This is a genomic window from Nocardiopsis sp. RV163 (assembly GCF_001029525.1).
GTDB lineage: Bacteria > Actinomycetota > Actinomycetes > Streptosporangiales > Streptosporangiaceae > Nocardiopsis > Nocardiopsis dassonvillei.
Genome location: NZ_LEKI01000034.1, coordinates 1 through 21487, shown reverse-complemented (window position 1 = coordinate 21487; position 21487 = coordinate 1). Strand labels below are relative to the sequence as shown.

Sequence of the window (21487 nt, the reverse complement as noted above, 5' to 3'; positions counted from 1 at the left end):
CTGTGCTTCACTGTTCGCATGACGGAAGACGCGCTGACCCACACGGAGGGACGACCCGGTACGGCCGTCGCTCCGACCGCCGCGCCCGGTGCGGGCACCCTGCTCCGACTACTGCGCGACGGCCGACCGCGCACCCGCTCGGAGCTGGCATCGGTCACCGGTCTGGCCCGCTCGACCGTCACCCAGCGCGTGGACGCCCTGCTCGCCAGCGGGCTCATCGGACCCGCCGGCGAGGCCGTCTCCACCGGGGGCAGGCCGCCCACGACCTTCTCGTTCCAGCCGGACGCCCGCGTGGTCCTGGGCGCCGACCTGGGAGCCACCCACGCCCGCCTGGCCCTCACCGACATGTCGGGGACCGTGCTCGCCGAGGAGCGCGCGGACCTGGACATCGCCCTGGGCCCCGAGCACGTCCTGGACTGGGTAGTGGAGCGGGGCCGGGGGCTGTTGGAGGGCGCGGACCGGCGTGTGGACGAACTGCTCGGCCTGGGCATCGGCCTGCCCGGCCCCGTCCAGCACACCACCGGGCGCGCGGTGAACCCGCCGATCATGCCGGGGTGGGACAACTTCGACGTGCCCGGCTACGTCCACGACCGGCTCGACGTGCCGGTCCTGGTGGACAACGACGTCAACATCATGGCGATCGGGGAGCACCACACGGCCTGGCCCGAGGCCAGCCACCTGATGTTCGTCAAGGTCGCCACGGGCATCGGCTGCGGCATCGTCAGCGAGGGCAGCGTCTACCGGGGCGCGCAGGGCGCGGCCGGGGACATGGGGCACATCCACGTCCCCAGCGGCGACGAGCGGCCCTGCCGCTGCGGCAACACCGGCTGCCTGGAGGCCGTGGCCAGCGGCGCCGCCCTGGCCGCCGCGCTCACCGCCGAGGGGGTTCCCGCGAGCGGCGCCCGCGCAGTGGTCGAGCTCTCCCGCAACGGGTCGGTGCCCGCCCTGCGCGCGCTGCGCCAGGCGGGCCGCGACATCGGCGAGGTGCTCGCCGCGTCGGTGAACATGTTCAACCCGTCGGTCATCGTCATCGGCGGCGCGCTCGCCCTGGCCGGGGACCACCTGCTCGCCGGGGTGCGGGAGATCATCTACCAGCGGTCGCTGCCGCTGGCCACCGAGCACCTGAGCATCGTCTCGTCCGTGGCGGGTGAGAGCGCGGGCGTGATCGGCGCGGCGGTCATGGTGATCGAGCACTGCCTGAGCCCCGAGCACGCCGACGCGCTGATCAACGGCTGAGCCGCCTCGGGGCGCGGGGCGTTGGAGCGCGGACGCCCCGCCAGGGCGCGGACGCCCGTCGGTTCTGCCGCGCGGCGGTCGGGACGCAGATTCCCGGGCGGAGGCGCCGGAGCCCTTGGTGTCCCTTTTCGGCCTTTTGCGGAAAAGGAGATCCGGCCGGTCCTGGAGGGCGGGGACGCGGCCGGATCTCCGCTTCGCGGCCCCGGAGGGCGGCCGACGCCGGACGGCTCGCCGCGGTCGTGCCGCGCACGGGCGCCGACCCGCTGGCCGACAGCGTCTTCCGGGGCCTCGGGGGAGTGGGGAGTGCTGAGAAACGGCAGAAGGGGCGGGGTTTCCGGACTTCGAGGCGCGCGGGCGGGCGCGGAGCCCACGGAGGGCGGATCCGGCGTTTCCCTTTTCTTTCCCCGCCTTTCCTGTTTTCTTTTTTCCCGTGCGCGCGCGCCCCGAAACGCCCTCCTCTGTTTTCTCCGGTGGTCTCTTGTGTGCGCTACCGCTCCGCCCCGATGGGAATTGTCCTCCTTTTTTGCCGCAAAAGTTCGGATGATGAGTCGTGCGGGTCGGGTGGCGTTTTCGGGCCTGACGCGGTCATGCGACCCGCTTGGCGGTGCTTCCCCGCGTCGGCTCCCGCCCCCGCCGGGCCCGCCTCCCAGCCTGGCCCAGGCCACGCTGAAGGGGGCGGAGCCGCTCGGCTCCGCCCCCTCGTGCGCCTCGGGTCGGCGCCCGGTGTCACGGGCCACCCGGTCCGGTCGCCCGCCGGGGCCGTACAACGGGCCGACCCGACTGTGCGTCGGCCGCTCCCGGCCTGACGGTCACCCGGCCTACCGGTCTCCCGGAGCCTGGCGGCCGTGCCGGTCCGGCCCGGCCTCCTCCGCCTCCGTGTCCATCTCCTGGGCGCGGACCTGCTTCCTGCGGTACTCGCCCTGCTTCACGTCGGGCAGGATGCCCTCGTGCCGCAAGGCGGGCTCCTCGCCCTGCACCGGCTCCCCGGTATCCACGGCCCGCGTCTCGCCCCCGGGCTCCGGCCCGGGTTCCCCGACCGGCCTCACGGTCGCCTCGTGCGCCGTGTACGCCGTCCGGGCCTCACCCGGGGCCCGGCCGCTCAGCGCGGACGCGCGCCCCACGCTCCGCAGCAGGGTGATGATCGCGATGCCCGTGACCAGGTTGATCACGGACGTGCCGACCTGGCTCGACGCGTCCACGGGCTCGCTGAACGGGGCGACGGCCGCGATCGCCGTGACCAGCCCCAGGATCCACCCGAAGAACTTCATCGCCCGCGGGGCGCTGAGCAGCAGCATGTGCATCAGCCCCGTGGCCAGCAGCGCCGCCACGGCGGCCATCAGCGCGTAGACCACCGTGCTCGCGTCGCCCAGCGCCCCCGCGTCCTCCGGTGCGAGCACCGGAACTCCGAACACCCCACGGAACACCAGGGCGCCCGCGAAGACCACCAGCGCCGCCACCACGGCGGTGGCCATCCCCCCGTACCACAGCCTCGTGGTGTTGACGGGTCGTTCGCTACCTATCTCGGTCATGCCAGTACCCCCAGATACTGTGCCTCTGGGCCGATCCCCTACCCCGCATCCACCCGTGTACTACGGGTGATCGAGAAAACCCGCGTCGTGCCTGGTCACGCGGGAGGCCTTGGGGCGCCGGGGAAAACGGACACGCCCTCCCGGGCGTGTTCCGGCGCCGCTCCGCTCCGGTCCCGCGCACGTGGAACACTGAGTACATGTCTCACTTCGCGCACGCTCGCGTCGACCTCGACGCGATCTCCCACAACGCGCGGGTGCTCCGCGAGTCCGCAGGGGGCACCCCGCTCATGGGTGTGGTCAAGGCCGACGGCTACGGGCACGGCATGCTCCCGGCCGCCCGCGCCCTGATCGCGGGCGGCGCGACCTGGCTGGGCACGGCCTTCATCGACGAGGCACTCCGGCTGCGCCGCGCCGGACTGACCCTGCCCGTCCTGGCCTGGATCATCCCGCCCGGCGAGCCGGTCGCGGAGGCCGTCGAGGCCGACGTCGACCTCGGGGTGAGCGACCGCGCGGTCCTGGACACCGTGATCTCCGAGGCCCGCCGCCTCGGCCGCACCGCCCGTGTGCAGCTCAAGGCCGACACCGGTCTCAACCGCGGCGGCGCCGGCCCCACCGACTGGGGCGCCCTGACCGAGGCCGCCGCCCGCGCCGAGGACGAGGGGCACCTGCGCGTCACGGGCGTGTGGTCGCACTTCGCCTGCGCCGACGAGCCGGGCCACCCCTCCGTCGCGCGCCAGCTCTCCCGCTTCCACGAGGCCCTGGAGACCGCGGACAAGGTCGGCCTGACCCCCGAGGTCCGGCACATCGCCAACTCGGCCGCGCTGCTCACCCTCCCCGAGGCCCGCTTCGACCTCGTCCGGGGCGGGATCGCCAGCTACGGCCTGTCCCCGATCCCCGGCCTCACGGGGACGGGGCTGCGCCCCGCGATGACGCTGCGCTCCCGGCTCGCCCTCACCAAGCGCGTCCCCGAGGGCAGCGGAGTCTCCTACGGCCACCGCTACGTGACCGACGGGGAGACCACCCTGGCCCTGGTGCCGCTGGGCTACGCCGACGGGGTCCCCCGCGCCGCCACCAACCGGGGGCCCGTCCTCCTGGGCGGACGCCGCCGCGCCATCGCGGGAACAGTCTGCATGGACCAGTTCGTCGTGGACGTCGGCGACGACGCCGTGGAGGCCGACGAGTACGCGGTGCTCTTCGGCGACCCCGGGGACCACCCGGACACCCCGACCGCCGAGGACTGGGCCCGGATCCTGGACACCATCCCGTACGAGATCGTCACCCGGGTGGGGCCCCGGGTCCCGCGCGAGTACGTCGGCGGGGAGGCCTGAGCGGCGGCGGGAGTCCGACCGGTCACCGCGATCCGGTCACAGACCTCCTCCATCCGGCCTAACCTGGGTGGAAGGGGGCGCTCCAGCCGTCCCCGCCCGCACACGCCCCGACCCGGCGCGCCGCGATCCACCATCCACCCAGACCACGAGCAGCGAAGCTGATGACAGACGCGACAGCAACCACTCCAGGTGCGGCCACCGTCCGCGAGGTCACCGCGGACACCGACGACGCCATGCGCACCCTCGGCCGCGACCTCGCCGCCCTCGTCCGACCCGGCGACCTGCTGATCCTGTCCGGGCCGCTCGGCGCGGGGAAGACCACCCTCACCAAGGGTCTGGGCGAGGGCCTTGGCGTGCGCGGATCGGTCACCTCCCCGACCTTCGTCATCTCCCGGATCCACCCCTCCCTGACCGGAGGCCCCGACCTCGTCCACGTGGACGCCTACCGGCTCGGCGGGCCCGACGAGATCGACGACATCGACCTGGACATGACCCTCCCCGACTCCGTCACCGTGGTGGAGTGGGGCGAGGGCGTGGCGGAGGGGCTCTCCGACGACCGGTTGGAGATCCGCATCGAACGCCACCCCGACGACACCCGCTCCGTCCACCTGCGCGCCGTCGGCGCCCGGTGGGCCGGCGCCGACCTGCCCGGCACCGCCGCCGGGCCCCGATAGGCGGTCACCCGTGCTCCTCCTGGCCTTCGACACCGCCACCCCGGCGGTCACCGCCGCCATCGGCGAGACCGGCGCCGACGGCTCCTTCACGCTGCGCGCCAGCGCCGGTTCCGTGGACGCCCGCCGCCACGGCGAACTGCTCGGCCCCACGATCTCCCGGATCACCGAGGAGGCCGGGATCGTCCTGGCCGACCTCGACCGCATCGCCGTCGGCATCGGCCCCGGGCCCTACACCGGCCTGCGGGTCGGGCTGGCCACCGCGCACGCCCTGGCCGACGCCCTGGGCGTCCCCTGCCACGGTGTCACCACCCTGGACGCGCTGGCCTTCGCCACCGGCCGGACCGAGCCCTTCGCCGCGATGACCGACGCCCGCCGCAAGGAGGTGTTCTGGGCCCGCTACGACGACCGGCTCACCCGCGTGGGCGAGGTGCGCGTCGACCGCCCCGCCGAGGTGGACACCGGCGGGCTCGCTCTGGTCGGCGACGGCGCCCGCATGTACGCCGACGTGCTCGGCGCCGGTTCGGCCGCGCCGGACCCGCTGCACCCGGACGCCGCCGCCATGGCGGAGCTGGCCCTGCTGCGCCTCGGCCGAGGCGAGGAACTGCCCGCGCCCGATCCCCTCTACCTGCGCCGCCCGGACGCGGTGGAGCCCGGTGCCCCGAAGAAGGTGCGCCAGTGGGTGAGGTGACCCCGCCGCCCGGTCCCGACGGCGTGGACCTGCGCGCGATGACCTCCGACGACGTCGCGGCCGTCATGGACCTCGAACACGCCCTGTTCCCCCTCGACGCCTGGAGCGAGGGCATGCTCAGGGACGAGCTGGCCGAGCCCACGCGCCACTACCTGGTCGCGGTGTCCGGGGACGCCGTCGTCGGCTACGCGGGGCTGCGCGCCGTCCCGCCCGAGGGCGACGTGCAGACCATGGCCGTGTCCGAGCAGGTCTGGGGCCGGGGCGTGGGCAGCGCGCTGCTCACCGAACTCCTCACCGAGGCGGCGCGGCGCGGCGTCACCCACGTGTTCCTGGAGGTGCGCTCGGACAACCCGCGCGCACAGAGGCTCTACGGCCGGTTCGGCTTCGTGCAGATCGGTGTGCGGCGCGGCTACTACAACGGGGCGGACGCGCTCGTCATGCGGCGCGTCGCCGAGGAGGGGAACCATGAGTGACCTGCCGCTGGTCATGGGGATCGAGACGTCCTGCGACGAGACCGGCGTGGCCCTGGTGCGCGGCTGCGAGCTGCTCGGCGACGCCGTGGCCTCCAGCGTGGACCAGCACGTCCGGTTCGGCGGCGTGGTCCCCGAGGTGGCCAGCCGCGCGCACCTGGAGGCGATGACCCCGACCGTGCACCGGGCGCTGGACCAGGCCGGGGCCAAGCTGTCGGACGTGGACGCCGTCGCCGTCACCGCGGGCCCGGGCCTGGCGGGCGCCCTGCTCGTGGGCGTGTCCGCCGCCAAGGCGTACGCGATGGCCCTGGGCAAGCCGCTCTACGGTGTGAACCACCTGGTGGGCCACGTGGCCGTGGACCAACTGGAGCACGGCCCGCTGCCCAAGCCCTCGATCGCCCTGCTGGTGTCGGGTGGCCACACCTCGCTGCTGCTGGTCAACGACCTGGCCACCGAGGTGGTCTCGCTCGGCGACACCGTCGACGACGCCGCCGGCGAAGCCTACGACAAGGTGGCACGCCTGCTCGACCTGCCCTACCCGGGCGGTCCGCCCATCGACAAGGCGGCGCAGCGGGGCGACCCCGGGGCGATCCGCTTCCCGCGCGGCAAGTGGGGCGACGGCACCTACGACTTCTCGTTCTCGGGCCTGAAGACCGCCGTGGCCCGCCACGTGGAGGACACCGACCGCCGGGGCGAGCCCCTGGTGGTCGCCGACATCGCCGCCGCCTTCCAGGAGTCGGTGGTGGACGTGCTCACCCGCAAGGCCGTGGACGCCTGCGTGGAGCACGGCGTGACCACGCTGGTCATCAGCGGGGGTGTGGCGGCGAACTCGGCGCTGCGCGCGCTGGCCGAGCAGCGCTGCCGGGAGGCGGGCGTCGAACTGCGCGTCCCGCGCCCGCGCCTGTGCACCGACAACGGCGCGATGATCGCCGCCCTGGGAGCCGAGGTCGTGGCGGCGGGCCTGCCCGCGTCCGCGCTGGACCTGGCCACGGACACCTCCCTGCCGGTCAGCTCCCCGCTGGCGGTGTAGCCCGACACGCGACCGCCCCGGCCCGCGAACGCTTCGGGGCCGGGGCGGTCGCGTTGCCGCCCCCCCGCCCGGCCAGGGCCAGGGCCGCGCCGATGGCGGCGATCAGGAACGCGACGGACCCCGTGGGCCCCCGTCACGGTCCAGCGCTTGGGCGTGGTCTTGACGTCGACGTCCAGGCAGCGGTTCGTCAGCCAGAAGCCGGGGTCGTCGACGTGCGAGAGCACCGTCCCGACCGCCGCGATCGCGATGACCGCGAGCGCGATCTCGGGCCGGTACGTTCCGGCCTCCGCGATGAGCTGGGCCACGATCGGTGCGGTGGTGGCGATCGCGACCGTCTCGGGCCCCGGGGCCACGCGCATGACCGTGGCGATGACGAACGCCGGGACGGTGGCGGGCAGGGCCGCGGCGGGCCCGGACCACGAACCGCTCCTGGGCGGGGTGCGGCCGGTCACCTACCTCTCCCAGGCCGTGATGGAGGAGGCGCAGCGCAGGTACCGGGAGCGCTTCGAGGCGGGCGGGGAGCCGACCGACCCGTAGCGGCCGGTCCGCTCCCCGCGCGTTTCGGCCCCCGGGGGTGGAACCGGATTCGGTCTCCGTGGTTGGCTTCGGGGTATGTTCGCTATCACCGCAGCACGCTTCGCGCCCGACGACCCCGTCTCCGCCCTGGAGGCGGGCGAACGCCCCGACCCCGAGCCCCGCGAGGGGTGGACGACCGTCGACGTCAGGGCCGCGTCCCTCAACCACCACGACCTGTGGAGCCTGCGCGGCGTCGGGCTCAGCGAGCAGCGCCTGCCCATGATCCTCGGCTGCGACGCGGCCGGGGTGGACGAGGACGGCAACGAGGTCATCGTGCACGGCGTCGTCGGCGACCCGGCCGCCGGGGGAGGGGACGAGACGCGCGACCCCCGCCGGTCGCTGCTCTCGGAGATCCACAACGGCACCTTCGCAGAGAAGGTCCTGGTGCCCCGCGCCAACCTGGTGCCCAAGCCGGAGGAGCTGTCCTTCGAGGAGGCCGCCTGCCTGCCCACCGCGTGGCTGACCGCCTACAGCATGCTCTTCGGCAAGGCCGACCTGCGGCCGGGCTCCACGGTGCTCGTCCAGGGCGCAGGGGGAGGTGTGGCCGGGGCGCTCATCCGGCTGGCGTCGCAGGTGGGCCACCGGGTCTACGCCACCAGCCGCAGCGGGGAGAAGCGGACCAGGGCCCTCTCGCTGGGCGCGCACGCGGCGCTGCCCACCGGTGAGCGCCTGCCGGAGAAGGTCGACGCCGTCTTCGACTCGGTCGGCCAGGCCACGTGGGCGCACTCGCTGCGCTCGCTGAAGCCGGGCGGTGCCGTCATCACCTGCGGCGCGACCAGCGGTGACGCGCCTCCGGCCGAACTCAACCGGGTGTTCTTCCTCCAGTTGCGGGTCCTGGGCTCCACCATGGGCACCCGCGAGGAGCTGGCCGCCCTGGCCCGGATGTGCGTGCGCACCGGCGTCCGGCCCGAGATCGACCGGTCGCTGCCCCTGGCACGGGCCCAGGAGGGCTTCCGGGCGATGGCCGGGGGCGAGCAGTTCGGCAAGATCGTCTTCACGGTCTGAGCGGGCCCGGCGGGGAGGCCGGTGCCGCGGCGCGCCGGGTCCTGACCCGCGGTGATCTTGTACTTATAGCGAGTCTCGACCGTCCAACCTCGCTATAAGTACAAGATCACGGTGTACCGGGGAGGGACCCGACAAACGGGGGCCGGGGCACCCTAGAATCCGCCTAGGCGCCCCGGCCCCTTCTCCGTCCGCAGGCCCGCGTCCGCCGCGCGGTCGCCGGGCGGTCGCCGGGCGGCCATCGGGCGGAGCGGCTACGCGGTCCGCGCGCTACCGGCTACTCGTCGTCCTCGTCCTCGTCGCGGCGGCGCTTCTTCTTGCCGTCCCGGCCCGGGCGCAGCAGCGCCTCGGCCAGTGCCAGCACCGTCTCCTCCAGGGAGGCGAACCGCTTGGTGATGTCGTCGTGCGAGTTCTCGACCGCCTCGGTGACGGTCTCCTCCAGCTCGTGCCGGTCCGGGCGCTGCTTCAGCTCGCGCAGCACCGGCGCCACGGCCGAGGTGACGTGCTCGTCGATCTCGTCCAGCTTGCCGGTGTGGTCGAGCTGCGGCCGCTCCACCAGCTCGGTCAGGCGGCGGTGCAGCTCGCTGACCTCCATGGTCTGCGGTAGCTGGTTGAGCCGCTGGTTGAGCGCCTCCAAGCGGTCGTCGAGGGCCTCCATGCGGCCGTCCACGCCCTCGAAGTGCCCGCTCACGCCCTCGAACTGGCCCTCGACACCGTTGACCCGGCCGTCCAGGCCGTCCAAGCGGCCGTTGACGCCGTCCATGCGGCCGTCGATGCGGTCGAGCTTGCCCTCGACCCCCTCGAAGCTTCCCTCGAAGTGCCCCTCGAAGGTGTCGAAGCGGTCGGTGAGGCGGCCCAGCTCGTGGTCCACCTTGCCGGTGATCTGCGCCAGGTGGGTGTCGACCTTGCCGGTCAGGGCCTCGCGCTGGCGCTCCAGACGCTCGTCCAGAGCCGTCCGGTGCGCCTCCACCCGCTCGGTGAGCGACTCGGTCAGCGTCCGCGAACGCTCCTCGGACTCGGTGGAGAGCCGGTCGCCGCTCTCCTGGACGAACGTCCGCAGCTCGGCGAAGTCCGAGGTGACGCGCTCGGCGTCCTCGGCGATGCGGGCGCCCAGGGCGTCGGTGCGCTCGGCCACCGCCTCGCGCAGGCGTTCGGAGGCGGCCTCCGCCTGCTCCCGGGACTCGGTGCGGCCCAGTTCCATCTGCTCGTTGAGCTCGGACAGGCGCTGGCGCAGGTGGGTGCGCAGCTCGGTGAGCGAGGACTCGTGGTCCTCGCGGAGCTTGGCGAGCGCGCCGGTGACGTCGGCGACCGCGGCGGTGGTCTCGGCGTTGTTCTCCTCGGCCTGGGTGCTGAGGTAGCCGACGCTCTCCGTCAGCTTGGCGGCGAGGGCCTCATGGCGCTCGGTGGAGGAGGCGGACAGGGCGCCCAGATCCTCGGCCAGGGCGGCGGTGCGCTCGCCCAGCTCTCCGGTGTTCTCCTGGAGGCGCGACAGCAGCGTCTCGTGCTGTTCGGCGGTGCGCTCCTCCATCGAGGTGCGCAGGCGCTCGGTGCGCTCCTCCACGAGCGTGCGCAGCTCGCCGTTGGCCTGCTCGGCCTTGGCGGCGGCCTCCTCGGCCCTGGCCGCGACGGTCTCGCCCAGCCGGGCGTCGGCTGCTGCCAGGGCCTCACGGCTCTCGTTGACGGTGGCGGTGAGGCTCTCGCGGCTCGCGGCCACGGCCTCGGCCAGCTCGGTGCGGCCCTCGGCCAGGGCCTCGGAGATTTCGGTCCGTCCGCCGGCGAGCGCCTCCGCCAGTTCGGCGCGGCTCTCGCCGACCGCGGCGGTGAGGGTCTCGTGGCGGCTCTCCGCCGACTCCGAGAGCGCGGACAGCGACGCCTGCACGGCCTCGGTCCTGGCGGTCAGGGAGGCCAGCGCGGTGTCGAGGGCGTCCAGACGGGAGCCGAACGTCTCGCTCAGCCCGTCCAGACGGGCGCCGAGGGTCTCGCCGAGTCCGTTCAGGCGGGTGTCGAGGCTCTCGTCCAGTCCGTTGAGGCGCTCGCCCAGCTCGTTGGCCTGTTCGGAGGTGCGGTTGCCCGTCTCGGCCATCCGCTGGAGGCGGGTGAGCGCGGTGTCCAGGTGACCGGCGATGCGGTGGGTGTCCGCGCGCAGGGAGGGCAGGTCCGACAGGGGCTTGACCTGCTGGGCGACGACCTCGATGTGCTCGGCGAGGGTCTCCGCCCACTCTGGCGGCCGGGCCAGGAACTCGTCGACGCGGCCGTTGACCGTGGCGACCGACTCGGTGAGGGCGGTGAGCTCGCGCTCGCGCAGCTCGCGGAGCAGCCACTCCATGCCCTCCAGGCGCTGGCGCATCTCCTCGCTGACGGCGCCCTGCGACTTCTGCTCGGAGACGTGCTCCTGGGCGGCCTGGGAGAGCAGGTCACGCATGCGGTCGGAGATCCCCGCCTGACCTCCTCCGTTGAGGAAGTTGTGATTGGTCTGTTCCACCGAGGTGCTCCTTATTCTTCTGGCGCTCCCGTACCCGTCCGGGAGGAGTGGACGGTGGGTTCCGGACGGCTCGGGTTCTCGATGGTCCCCGGGTGGGTGGTGTTTTTGTACCAATACGGCCTCATCGTGACTGGAGTGTGACTGAGTGTGTACACGTGAGGCAAGGCCCGTGCTCCGGCTGAACCGCGGGGGGCGGATCGACGATCACGGCCTTCCGGGTGAATCCATGAGAAGGGAAAGAATTCGCGCCGCCAGTTTAACGACACGCGCCGCTCCTCCCCCAGGGGACCGCCAAAGATCTGGGTGGGGAAGGTAACGATCTGGCCCGATGTCGTGATCCGCGGCCCCGGTGTGCACTCCAGCCACCTCGTCCACGGTTGTCCACGGGCGGGAGCGGGCCCTTGCGAGCCGGTCACGGTGCGGTGGACACTCGGATACGGGGGCGGCGCGCCCGCCCCACGGGGACGCGCGGCGCCCCCGGATTCCAGCCTAGGGCGGAGCCGCCGGGGCCCGCCAGCCCCGCGCCGGGCCTGTGGACGACCGGCTCCGTGGGCGACCGGGCCTGGCAGCGCCGGCGCGCGCTCCTCCGGAACGGACCCCTACCCCCGGGCCGGGGCGTCGACCTCACGGCACAGCAGGCAGAAGGGCCGCTCGCCGATCCGGGTGAGCACGACCGTCACCGACTCCGGACCCGAGGCGCGCAGGTCCCGGCGCAGCTTCTCGGTGTCCACCGCCGAGCCCCGCTTCTTGACGGTCACCGTCCCCGCCCCGAGGCCGCGCACCGCCGAGCGCAGCCGCTTCAGCGAGAACGGCAGCACCTCCACCACCTCCAGCACCCGCCACAGCGGCGAGAGCACCGCCCCGTCCGCCGTGAAGTAGGCGATCCGCTCGTCCAGCAGGGCGCCGTCCACCCGCGCCGCCGCCTCCGCCACCAGGTGCGAGCGCACCACGGCCGGGTCCGGGTCGTACAGATAGCGCCGGGCCGCCGCCACCGGCGCCGGGCCCAGGCCGGGGTCGGCGTCCAGGTGCGCCACCGCGCCCTCGCGGGCGAGCAGCCCCTCGCGCTCGTGCAGCACCGTCGCCCGGCGCCGCGGCCCGTCGGCCAGCGCGCCGAACCACAGGGCGGTCTCCTTCAGCTCCCCGTCCACCGAGATCCACTCGGCCGCCGCGTTCCCGGGCAGCGCCTCGTGCGGGATGCCCGGCGCGGCCTTGAGGCAGGCCGCCTCCGCCCCCTCTGCCAGGTCCACGGCCGTGCCCCACGGCGGGGAGTAGGCCGAGGGGTCGAACACCCGGCCGCGCCCGCCCCGCCGGGCGGGGTCGCAGAACAGCAGCGGGTACCGGCCGGGCGCGGCCGCGGAGGCGTCGCCCTCGCGGACCCGGGCCAGCCCGGACAGGCCCAGGGCGGCGATGTTGGCGCGGGCCACCGCGACGGTGAGGGGGTCGGCGTCCACGCCCTCGACCGGAACGCCGCGCGCGGCCAGGGCCAGCAGGTCCGCGCCGACCCCGCAGCACAGGTCGCCCGCGGTGGCGCCGTCCGGACCCCGTCCCTGCGGTCCGGGCGATCCGGACGCCCCGGCCATGCGCTCCGCGCGGTAGTCGGCCACCACGCGCCGGGTGGACTGCTCCAGCCCGTCGGGCGTGAAGAACATCCGCCGCGCGAGTTCGCCGAACTTGGCCTTTCCGCGTTCGCGCAGGGAGACCTGGGTCAGGACGGCGTTTACCAGCTCGGAGACGGGTAGACCGGGGTCGAGGGCGGCCACGCGCGGGTCACCGCGCAGCAGCGAGGCCGCGGCGAGCTGGTCCCCGGCGGCGGCCTTCGGGTCCACCCCCGCCAGGACCTCCCGGCCCGCGTCGGTGAGCAGGGCCTCGAAGGCGGGCAGGCGCATGGGTTCCCCCCGGGCGTCGAAGGAGCGGTGTGCGGGCGCGACCGCGCCCCGCCCCGGCGGGGGAGCCCCTCGCGGGACTTCCCGACCGGTGTCACGGTCACATTTCCATTCTGGCACTCTCGGGGGTAGAGTGCTAACCGCGACGAGGCCGGTCTGGCACCCGCGACGACAGGCCGCCGTGGTCGCCCCTTTTTCGTAGCCGGTCCGTGCACCAGTGCGGGCCGAAATCAGTACACCGAAACCTTGAAGGGGGAGGTCACACCGTGTCGACCGCCACCAAGACCGTGCTGAAGCCGCTCGAGGACCGCGTCGTGGTCCGGACGCTGGAGGCCGAGCAGACCACCGCTTCCGGTCTGGTCATCCCGGACACCGCCAAGGAGAAGCCCCAGGAGGGCGAGGTCCTGGCCGTGGGCCCGGGCCGCTGGGACGACGAGGGCGAGAACCGCATCCCGCTGGACGTGAAGGTCGGCGACGTCGTCCTGTACAGCAAGTACGGCGGCACCGAGGTCAAGTACGACGGCGAGGAGTACCTGGTGCTCTCCGCCCGCGACCTTCTCGCCGTCGTCGAGAAGTAGGCCTCCGCGGGGCCCGCTCCGACGGGCCCGGAGCCATCCGCATCCCGCACCGGTCGGCGCACAGCCGGGCGGGCGGGATGCTCTCTTTCGACCGGCCTGAAGAGGAAGCACCCACATGCCGAAGATCCTGGAGTTCGAGGACGACGCCCGTCGCGCCCTCGAGCGGGGCGTCGACCGCCTCGCCAACGCCGTCAAGGTGACGCTCGGCCCGCGCGGTCGCAACGTCGTCATCGACAAGAAGTTCGGCGCCCCCACCATCACGAACGACGGCGTGACCGTCGCCCGTGAGGTCGAGCTGGACGACCCCTACGAGAACCTGGGCGCCCAGCTGGTCAAGGAGGTCGCCACCAAGACCAACGACGCCGCCGGTGACGGAACCACCACCGCGACCGTCCTGGCCCAGGCGCTCGTCCGCGAGGGTCTGCGCAGCGTGGCCGCCGGCGCCTCCCCGATGTCCCTGAAGAAGGGCATCGACGCCGCGGCCGCCAAGGTGTCGGAGGTCCTCCTGGAGCGCGCCCGCCCCGTCGAGGAGCGCGAGGACATCGCCTACGTCGCCACCAACTCCGCCCAGGACGCCCAGATCGGCGACCTGATCGCCGAGGCGTTCGACAAGGTCGGCAAGGACGGCGTCATCACGGTTGAGGAGGCCCCGACCTTCGGTCTGGACCTGGACTTCACCGAGGGCCTCCAGTTCGACAAGGGCTACGTCTCGCCCTACTTCGTCACCGACGGCGACCGCCAGGAGGCGGTGCTGGAGGACGCGCTGATCCTGATCAACCAGGGCAAGATCAGCAGCCTCAACGACCTGCTGCCCGTGCTGGAGAAGGTCGTCCAGAGCAAGAAGCCCCTGCTCATCATCGCCGAGGACATCGACGGTGACGCGCTGGGCGCCCTGGTGCTCAACAAGATCCGCGGCACCCTCAACGTCGCCGCGGTCAAGGCGCCCGGCTTCGGCGAGCGCCGCAAGGCCATGCTCCAGGACATCGCGGTCCTCACCGGCGGCCAGGTCGTCGCCGAGGAGGTCGGCCTGACCCTGGAGAACGTGGACCTCGACGTGCTGGGCGGTGCCCGCCGCGTCACGATCACCAAGGACGCCACCACCATCGTGGACGGCGCCGGGGAGCAGTCCGAGGTCGAGGACCGCGTCCGCCAGATCCGCAAGGAGATCGAGGCGAGCGACTCCGACTGGGACCGCGAGAAGCTCCAGGAGCGTCTGGCCAAGCTCGCGGGCGGCGTCTCCGTCCTGCGCGTGGGCGCCGCCACCGAGGTGGAGCTCAAGGAGAAGAAGCACCGCCTGGAGGACGCCATCTCGGCGACCCGCGCGGCCATCGAGGAGGGCATCGTCGCCGGTGGCGGCGCCTCCCTGGTGCACGCCTCCAAGGTGCTGGACTCGGACGGCCTCGGCCTGGAGGGCGACGAGGCCACCGGTGCGGCGATCGTGCGCCGCGCCCTGGTCGAGCCCGCCCGGTGGATCGCGGAGAACGCGGGCGCCGAGGGCTACGTGGTCACCCACCGCGTGTCGGAGCTGGAGGTCGGCCACGGCTACAACGCCGCGACCGGCACCTACGGCGACCTGACCTCGCAGGGCATCCTCGACCCGGTCAAGGTGTCCCGCTCCGCAGTGCAGAACGCCGCCTCCATCGCGGGCATGCTGCTGACCACCGAGGTTCTGGTGGCGGACAAGCCCGAGGACGAGGAGGACGACGGGCACGGCCACAGCCACTAGGCACGGCGGCCCGGCGCCCGGGCCGTCAGGGCCCGCGGGGCCGGGGGCCTTCGGGGGGCGGAGCGCTTGCTCCGCCCCCCGCTCACTATCACGCACGTCACAGGTTTCCCCCGGCGACGCAGATGTTTTCGGGTGATTTTTCCGAAACGTGACCATTCTGTAGTTGCCGATCCGAGTGGTTCAGTCCGGCGGTGGGGGCATCATTCCTAGCGTGACGGTGACGGATGCAGGCGCCCGGGGGCAGCGGGACCACACGGGGTTGAACCATCTGGGATCGCTGGCGGTCCGGGGGGACGACGGGGCGATGGACTCTCTGCTGCGAGAGGTCCGCCCCATGGTGGTCAGGTACTGCCGTGCCCGCCTGGCCAGGGTCTCGGGGCTGGCCCACTACTCCGACGACGTGGCCCAGGAGGTGTGCATCGCCCTGCTCTCGGCGATACCGCGCTACCAGGACCGCGGCCGCCCCTTCGCGGCCTTCGTGTTCGGCATAGCGGCCCACAAGGTGGCCGACACCCTGCGCGGCGCGGGCAGGGTCGAGACGGTGCCCACCGACTCCGTGCCCGAGCGCCCCGACGAGGGCCCGGGGCCCGAGGAGGCGGCCGTGCGGGCGATCGAGGCCCAACGGGCCCGGGAGCTTCTCGACGAGCTGCCCGAACAACAGCGAAAACTGCTGGTCATGAGGGTGATCGCAGGACTTACGGCGGATGAGACGGGACATGTCCTTGGAATGTCGGCGGGAGCGGTACGGGTTGCCCAGCACCGAGCTATTGCTCGGCTTCGGCAGGTGGCCGTGGCGAACCGCCTCGTCCCCTGAGCACTCCGGACGCCCCCGGCCCGGCCGCCGCCGGTGCCCCGACCGCCCCCGCGTACGCGGCTACTGCCGCGCCCTCGGGCCGTCGGGCCACCTCCGCCCCTAGGGGCGCCCGTTTTCCGGGGGTGCGCTCCACGGATCGGGTCATGGGGTGACCACCTCATGTGACCCGGTGCGCGGCGACCGCCCCCGGGGCCACGGCGGCGTCCCGGAACGGCTCCGACCGCCGTCTCCCCTCTCCCGGGTGCGGCGGAGGCGGGGGAGGATCCCGGAACCCCCGGGCCGCAGGAGGTCCCGCGTGCGGAGCGGGGGCGCGGAGGGGGCCGTGCAAACCGTGAGGCTGGTCACTTTCGGCCCGTGGTGACGGGTCAAACACCCCGTTCCACCGGGGGCGCACGGGACCACGACCTAGGATGAGACGACACGCGAGGGCGAGACCGCGCAGGTGTGCCGGGAAAGCGGAGGTTGTGTCATGGGCCAGAGCCAGGAGTACAGCGACTACGGGGACAAACTCCTTCCCCCCGGGCTGACCTACGACGACGTCCTGCTGGTCCCGGCCTACTCCGATCTCCAGCCGGGCGAGGTCGACACCACCACCCGCCTGTCCCGCAATCTCACCCTGCGCATCCCGCTGCTCTCCGCGGCGATGGACACCGTCACCGAGGCCCGCATGGCCGTGGCGATGGCCCGCCAGGGCGGCGCGGGCGTCCTGCACCGCAACCTCTCCGTCGAGGACCAGGCCAGCCAGGTCGACCTGGTCAAGCGCTCCGAGGCGGGCATGGTCACCGACCCGGTCACCTGTCAGCCCGAGGACACCCTCGCCGAGGTCGAGCGCCTGTGCGCCCACTACCGGATCTCCGGCGTGCCCGTCACCGACGGCGCCGGGACCCTGGTCGGCATCGTCACCAACCGGGACATGCGCTTCGAGAGCGACCGCGGCCGTCTGGTCCGCGACGTGATGACCACGGAGAACCTGGTCACCGCTCCCGTCGGCGTCAGCCGCGAGCAGGCCTTCGACCTGCTGCGCAGGCACAAGGTAGAGAAGCTGCCGCTGGTCGACGGCCAGAACCGGCTGCGCGGCCTGATCACCGTCAAGGACTTCATCAAGAGCGAGCAGTACCCCGACGCCACCAAGGACGCCGACGGCCGCCTCGTCGTCGGCGGCGCCGTGGGCGTGGGCGCCGAGGCCGAGGAGCGCGCCAAGCGGCTCGTGGAGGCGGGCGTCGACTTCATCGTCGTGGACACCGCCCACGGCCACTCCTCGGGGCTCGCGGACATGATCGCCAAGCTCAAGGCCAACTCGCGCGCCGACATCGTCGCGGGCAACATCGCCACCCGCGCCGGGGCGCAGCTGCTCATCGACGCCGGAGCCGACGCCGTCAAGGTCGGCGTGGGCCCGGGCTCCATCTGCACCACGCGGGTCGTGGCCGGTGTGGGCGCACCGCAGCTCACCGCCATCCTGGAGGCCGGCAAGGCGTGCGGCCCGGCGGGCGTCCCGCTCATCGCCGACGGCGGGCTCCAGTACTCCGGCGAGATCGCCAAGGCCATCGCGGCCGGGGCCAGCACCGTGATGCTCGGCAGCCTGCTCGCGGGCGTGGAGGAGAGCCCCGGCGAGCTGATCTTCATCAACGGCAAGCAGTTCAAGGCCTACCGCGGTATGGGATCGCTCGGCGCCATGCGCGGCCGCTCCTTCTCCAAGGACCGCTACGCGCAGGCCGAAGTGGCCGCCGAGGACAAGCTGGTCCCCGAGGGCATCGAGGGCCAGGTGCCCTTCCGCGGCCCGCTCCAGGCGGTCGCCCACCAGCTCGTCGGCGGTCTGCACCAGTCCATGTGGTACGCCGGGACCCGCACTGTGTCCGAACTGCGCGAGCGCGGCCAGTTGATGCGCATCACCAGCGCCGGTCTGCGCGAGAGCCACCCGCACGACATCAAGATGACGGTCGAGGCGCCCAACTACAACGCCCGCTGACGCGGTGGCCGGGCGGCCCGGCTCCGCCCGCCTCCGGGGTCGATAGACTCACGGCGGCAGGAAACGCGCCGGTAGACCGTCCGGCGAGGCACGTCAGAGGGGATCGAAACGTTGGCTCAGGTGGAGATCGGGCTGGGCAAGAACGGACGCCGGGCCTACGAGCTCGACGAGATCGGGATCGTGCCCGCCCGGCGGACGCGGGACCCGGAGGAGGTGTCCATCGCCTGGCAGATCGACGCCTACCGGTTCGAGACTCCGCTCGTGGTCAGCCCCATGGACAGCGTGTCCTCGCCCCGGACCGTCGTGGCCGTGGGCGAGCAGGGCGGCCTCGGCGTGCTCGACCTCGAAGGGCTCTGGACCCGCTACGAGGACCCGGAGCCGCTGCTCCAGGAGATCCGCGAGCTCGACGACGTCGCCGCCACCCAGCGGCTCCAGGAGATCTACGCGGCGCCCATCCAGGAGGAGCTGATCGGCCGCCGGATCGAGGAGATCCGCGACGCGGGCCTGGTCACCGCCGCCCGGCTGTCGCCGCAGCGCACCGCCCAGTACCACAAGGCGGTCGTGGACGCGGGCGTGGACATCTTCGTGATCCGCGGCACCACGGTGTCGGCCGAGCACGTGTCCGGCCGCGCCGAGCCGCTCAACCTCAAGCAGTTCATCCACGAGCTGGACGTGCCGGTCGTGGTCGGCGGCTGCGCAACCTACACGGCGGCGCTGCACCTGATGCGCACCGGCGCCGCGGGCGTGCTGGTCGGCTTCGGCGGCGGATCGGGCCACACCACCCGCTCCGTGCTGGGCGTGGCCGTGCCGATGGCCAGCGCCATCGGCGACGTGGCCGCGGCCCGCCGCGACTACCTGGACGAGTCCGGCGGCCGGTACGTGCACGTCATCGCCGACGGCGGCATGACCGGCAGCGGCGACATCGCCAAGGCCCTGGCCTGCGGCGCCGACGCGGTCATGGTGGGCTCGCCGCTCGCACGCGCCACCGAGGCGCCCGGCGGCGGCTACCACTGGGGCAGCGAGGCGCACCACAACGAGTTGCCTCGCGGCGAGCGCCTCCACGTCGGCACGATCGGCGACCTGAAGTCGATCCTGCACGGCCCGGCCTCCACCAGCGACGGTTCCATGAACCTCATGGGTGCTCTTCGTCGCACGATGGCCACCTCCGGCTACACCGACCTCAAGGAGTTCCAGCGGGTCGAGGTCGTGGTCAACCCGCACTAGAGGGGTGTGTTCGCCCAGGACACGGACCCGAAAGGGCCGCGTCGGCCCCGGCCGGCGCGGCCCTTCGCGTGCGAGGCCCCGCCGCGCGGCGCCCCCCGTGCCCGAGGGCGCCGGGCGCGGGGCGCCGCCGGTCGCGTACTTTGGTTCCGGCGTGATGTGGAATTGACGTTTCCTTGACGATGTGGAGAGCCCATGGGTGAACGACGCGCGTCCGGGGCCGAGGGGTGCCGGAGTCGTGGCCCGCTGGCCGCCGTCTGCGTGACGCTGGCGGTGTGCCTGCTGCTGACCGGCGGAGTGGTCGTCCTGGTCAACCGGGTCTCCGACGCGTTCAACGAGTGGCCGCCGCCCAGCGCCTCGGGCGTCGAGCCCCCGGCGGGCACGATCCAGACCCCGCCCCACGACGAGCTCACGGGTCCGCCGGAGCCCGCGGACGTGGCCCCGGCGGAGGGCGATCCCGCCCCCGAGGAGGCGGGCGCCGACGAGCGCCAGACCCCCGCCGTCGAGGAGCGGCCCAGCGCAGAGTGGCTCGACCAGGTGGCGGAGGCGACCGGCATCCCGCGCCGCGCCCTGGAGGGGTACGCGGGCGCGCAGCTGACGGTCGCCCGGGACCAGCCCTCCTGCCAGCTCTCCTGGCCCACCCTGGCCGGGATCGGCTACATCGAGTCGCACCACGGCACCTACGCAGGGGGCGAGATCGGCGGCGACGGCAACACCACCGTCGACATCATCGGCATCCCGCTGGACGGCACCAACCGGACCCGGGCCATTCCGGACACCGACGGCGGCCGCTACGACGGCGACACCGAGTGGGACCGGGCGATCGGCCCGATGCAGTTCATCCCGCACACCTGGGAGCGCTGGGGCGACTCCCCGTCCGGCGGCGACCCCGACCCGCACAACATCGACGACGCCGCGCTCGCCGCGGCCCGGTACCTGTGCGCTGGGGAGCGGGACCTGACCGTCGCCGCGGAATGGGAGGCGGCGATCCTGGAGTACAACCAGTCCGACGAGTACGTCGCCGACGTCCTGGCCTACGCGCACGCCTACGCCGACGCGTCCTGACCGTACGGTCGACCCCGCGTCCTGACCGTACCGCTGACTCCCGCGTTCGGGCCGCAGCCGGTCCGCCGTGGGGGCGCCGCGCCGTCCGGGGAGCCGTCCCCGGGCGGCGCGGGGGGCTGTGCGCGGGGACGGTCGCGGTGGTCTCACGGGGTCGGGACGAACCCGCCGTCCGCCCCGTTCAGCCCCGCTCGCGGATCTCCTGGCGGGTGGGGGCCTCCTCCCCGGCCGGGACGCTCTCCGGGGCGAGCCGGGCGAGCAGGGTCCGGCCGATGTCGAGCAGCTGCGCCTGCTGCCGCGCGCTGAGCACGTCGAACAGGTTGTCCCGCATGCTCCGCACGTGCCGCGCCCCCGCCTCGTCGAGCATCCGCTGTCCGGCGTCGGTGAGCACGGCGAACCAGCTTCGGCGGTCCTGCTCGCAGTGCACGCGCTCCACCAGACCGGCCCCGGAGATCTTCCTGACCGCGTGCGAGACGCGGCTGGGCCGGGTGCGGGTGAGCTCGGCCAGGTCGCTCATCCGCAGCGACCGGTGGTCGGCCTCGGACAGGGGCACGAGCAGCTCGTAGTAGGTCGGGGGCAGGTCGACCTCCTCCTGGAGGTCCTGCTCCACGCGCTGGTCCAGCAGGCGGAAGGCCAGCGTGGCGGCGTCCCAGCCCGACCGGGTTCGACGCCCCGGGCGCGGCGGCGGTCACCGCCGGATCGCTCCCGCTGGTCCTCGGCACCTCCCAGGGGCAGAGCGTGGGCTGGGCCTCGTGGCAGAGCACCGGAGCCGTCCTGCTCGGCTCCGCCCTGCTGCCGTTCCCGCTGCTCAACCGCTGGGGCGTGCGCCGCGCCCTGTTCGCGGGCACCGCCGGGGCCGGTCTCACCGCTGTGCTCTTCGCCGCCGCCGTCGCGGCCGACTCCTACCGGGCGATGCTCCCGGCCGTCGTACTGCTCGGCGTCACCGCCGGGACCGCCTACCCGATCGTGTTCGCCGCCGCCGGGGCGGCCGTGGACGACGGCGAACAGGGCGTGGGCTCGTCCGCGGTGTCCACCTCCCAGCAGATCGGCGGAGCGGTCGGGCTGGCCGCGCTGGTCGCGGTCGCCGACGCGGCCTCCGGGGCTGGCGCCGCCGGGCTGGGCGCCGCCGCCCTGGCCTTCCGCCTGCTGGACCAGCGCGTGGAGCAGGACCTCCAGGAGGAGGTCGACCTGCCCCCGACCTACTACGAGCTGCTCGTGCCCC

At 73.6% G+C, this 21487-nt stretch carries 19 protein-coding genes and 1 pseudogene; 15 read left to right on the top strand and 5 right to left on the bottom strand.

Annotation, left to right across the window (positions count from 1 at the left end; all coding sequences use genetic code 11):
- The first annotated feature begins 18 nt into the window (after positions 1 to 18).
- On the top strand, positions 19 to 1236 hold the full coding sequence (locus ABD54_RS09010) for an ROK family transcriptional regulator (RefSeq protein ID WP_047868978.1): 1218 nt from the start codon (positions 19 to 21) through the stop codon (positions 1234 to 1236).
- An 818-nt stretch (positions 1237 to 2054) separates the two neighbouring features.
- Here the strand turns inward: ABD54_RS09010 and ABD54_RS09005 are convergent.
- Entirely contained in the window at positions 2055 to 2765 is a 711-nt protein-coding gene (locus ABD54_RS09005) for a DUF6069 family protein (protein WP_047868977.1), read from the bottom strand.
- Positions 2766 to 2962: 197 nt separating this feature from the next.
- Here ABD54_RS09005 and alr point away from each other — a divergent pair, with 197 nt between their 5' ends.
- The 5 genes from alr (at position 2963) to tsaD (ending at position 6955) form a co-directional block, all read left to right on the top strand.
- On the top strand, positions 2963 to 4093 hold the full coding sequence (alr, locus tag ABD54_RS09000) for an alanine racemase (RefSeq protein WP_047868976.1): 1131 nt from the start codon (positions 2963 to 2965) through the stop codon (positions 4091 to 4093).
- A 161-nt stretch (positions 4094 to 4254) separates the two neighbouring features.
- Complete coding sequence (gene tsaE, locus ABD54_RS08995; RefSeq protein WP_047868975.1) at positions 4255 to 4767, top strand: tRNA (adenosine(37)-N6)-threonylcarbamoyltransferase complex ATPase subunit type 1 TsaE; 513 nt, start codon at positions 4255 to 4257, stop codon at positions 4765 to 4767.
- A 10-nt stretch (positions 4768 to 4777) separates the two neighbouring features.
- Positions 4778 to 5455 (top strand): tRNA (adenosine(37)-N6)-threonylcarbamoyltransferase complex dimerization subunit type 1 TsaB, encoded by a 678-nt coding sequence (gene tsaB, locus ABD54_RS08990; RefSeq protein WP_047868974.1) that lies wholly within the window; start codon positions 4778 to 4780, stop codon positions 5453 to 5455.
- A 38-nt stretch (positions 5456 to 5493) separates the two neighbouring features.
- Entirely contained in the window at positions 5494 to 5928 is a 435-nt protein-coding gene (gene rimI / locus ABD54_RS08985; RefSeq protein WP_200904071.1) for a ribosomal protein S18-alanine N-acetyltransferase, read from the top strand.
- Positions 5921 to 6955 carry a tRNA (adenosine(37)-N6)-threonylcarbamoyltransferase complex transferase subunit TsaD gene (tsaD, locus tag ABD54_RS08980; protein WP_047868973.1) on the top strand — a complete coding sequence of 345 codons (1035 nt, stop codon included), beginning with the start codon at positions 5921 to 5923 and terminating at the stop codon, positions 6953 to 6955. Before rimI ends, tsaD begins: the two co-directional genes overlap by 8 nt.
- Positions 6956 to 7146: 191 nt before the next feature.
- Here the strand turns inward: tsaD and ABD54_RS28925 are convergent.
- A pseudogene (locus ABD54_RS28925) lies at positions 7147 to 7314 on the bottom strand (GntP family permease); the annotation flags it as partial.
- Between ABD54_RS28925 and ABD54_RS29580 the strand changes: the two are divergent.
- Positions 7247 to 7492, top strand: coding sequence for a DUF6098 family protein (locus ABD54_RS29580; protein ID WP_394324537.1), 246 nt, complete (start codon positions 7247 to 7249; stop codon positions 7490 to 7492). The pseudogene ABD54_RS28925 and the gene ABD54_RS29580 sit on opposite strands and share 68 nt — an antisense overlap.
- Before the next feature lie 75 nt (positions 7493 to 7567).
- Positions 7568 to 8536, top strand: coding sequence for a zinc-binding dehydrogenase (locus tag ABD54_RS08970; RefSeq protein WP_047868971.1), 969 nt, complete (start codon positions 7568 to 7570; stop codon positions 8534 to 8536).
- Between the two features lie 274 nt (positions 8537 to 8810).
- Here the strand turns inward: ABD54_RS08970 and ABD54_RS08965 are convergent, their stop codons facing one another.
- Both ABD54_RS08965 and ABD54_RS08960 read right to left on the bottom strand, forming a co-directional pair.
- Positions 8811 to 11015: a hypothetical protein gene (locus tag ABD54_RS08965; protein WP_047868970.1), complete on the bottom strand. Its 2205-nt coding sequence runs from the start codon at positions 11013 to 11015 to the stop codon at positions 8811 to 8813.
- 599 nt (positions 11016 to 11614) lie between these two features.
- Positions 11615 to 12901, bottom strand: coding sequence for a class I SAM-dependent methyltransferase (locus ABD54_RS08960; protein ID WP_047868969.1), 1287 nt, complete (start codon positions 12899 to 12901; stop codon positions 11615 to 11617).
- A gap of 263 nt (positions 12902 to 13164) precedes the next feature.
- On the opposite strand from ABD54_RS08960, the gene groES reads away from it, so the two are divergent.
- The 6 genes from groES (at position 13165) to ABD54_RS08930 (ending at position 20268) form a co-directional block, all read left to right on the top strand.
- Positions 13165 to 13476: a co-chaperone GroES gene (groES, locus tag ABD54_RS08955; RefSeq protein ID WP_013155030.1), complete on the top strand. Its 312-nt coding sequence runs from the start codon at positions 13165 to 13167 to the stop codon at positions 13474 to 13476.
- 115 nt (positions 13477 to 13591) lie between these two features.
- A complete protein-coding gene (groL, locus tag ABD54_RS08950) occupies positions 13592 to 15202 on the top strand; it encodes a chaperonin GroEL (protein ID WP_047868968.1) in 1611 nt (536 codons plus the stop codon).
- A 217-nt stretch (positions 15203 to 15419) separates the two neighbouring features.
- Entirely contained in the window at positions 15420 to 16016 is a 597-nt protein-coding gene (locus ABD54_RS08945; protein WP_082166748.1) for a sigma-70 family RNA polymerase sigma factor, read from the top strand.
- A 469-nt stretch (positions 16017 to 16485) separates the two neighbouring features.
- Positions 16486 to 17982: an IMP dehydrogenase gene (gene guaB / locus ABD54_RS08940; protein ID WP_047868967.1), complete on the top strand. Its 1497-nt coding sequence runs from the start codon at positions 16486 to 16488 to the stop codon at positions 17980 to 17982.
- A 120-nt stretch (positions 17983 to 18102) separates the two neighbouring features.
- Positions 18103 to 19206: a GuaB3 family IMP dehydrogenase-related protein gene (locus ABD54_RS08935; protein WP_047868966.1), complete on the top strand. Its 1104-nt coding sequence runs from the start codon at positions 18103 to 18105 to the stop codon at positions 19204 to 19206.
- Positions 19207 to 19398: 192 nt separating this feature from the next.
- Positions 19399 to 20268 carry a murein transglycosylase gene (locus ABD54_RS08930; protein ID WP_047868965.1) on the top strand — a complete coding sequence of 290 codons (870 nt, stop codon included), beginning with the start codon at positions 19399 to 19401 and terminating at the stop codon, positions 20266 to 20268.
- A 178-nt stretch (positions 20269 to 20446) separates the two neighbouring features.
- Here the strand turns inward: ABD54_RS08930 and ABD54_RS08925 are convergent, their stop codons facing one another.
- A complete protein-coding gene (locus ABD54_RS08925) occupies positions 20447 to 20875 on the bottom strand; it encodes a MarR family winged helix-turn-helix transcriptional regulator (RefSeq protein ID WP_235432016.1) in 429 nt (142 codons plus the stop codon).
- Between the two features lie 128 nt (positions 20876 to 21003).
- Between ABD54_RS08925 and ABD54_RS08920 the strand changes: the two genes are divergently transcribed.
- A partial coding sequence (locus tag ABD54_RS08920; protein WP_047868963.1) for an MFS transporter occupies positions 21004 to 21487 on the top strand: 484 nt, incomplete at its 3' end.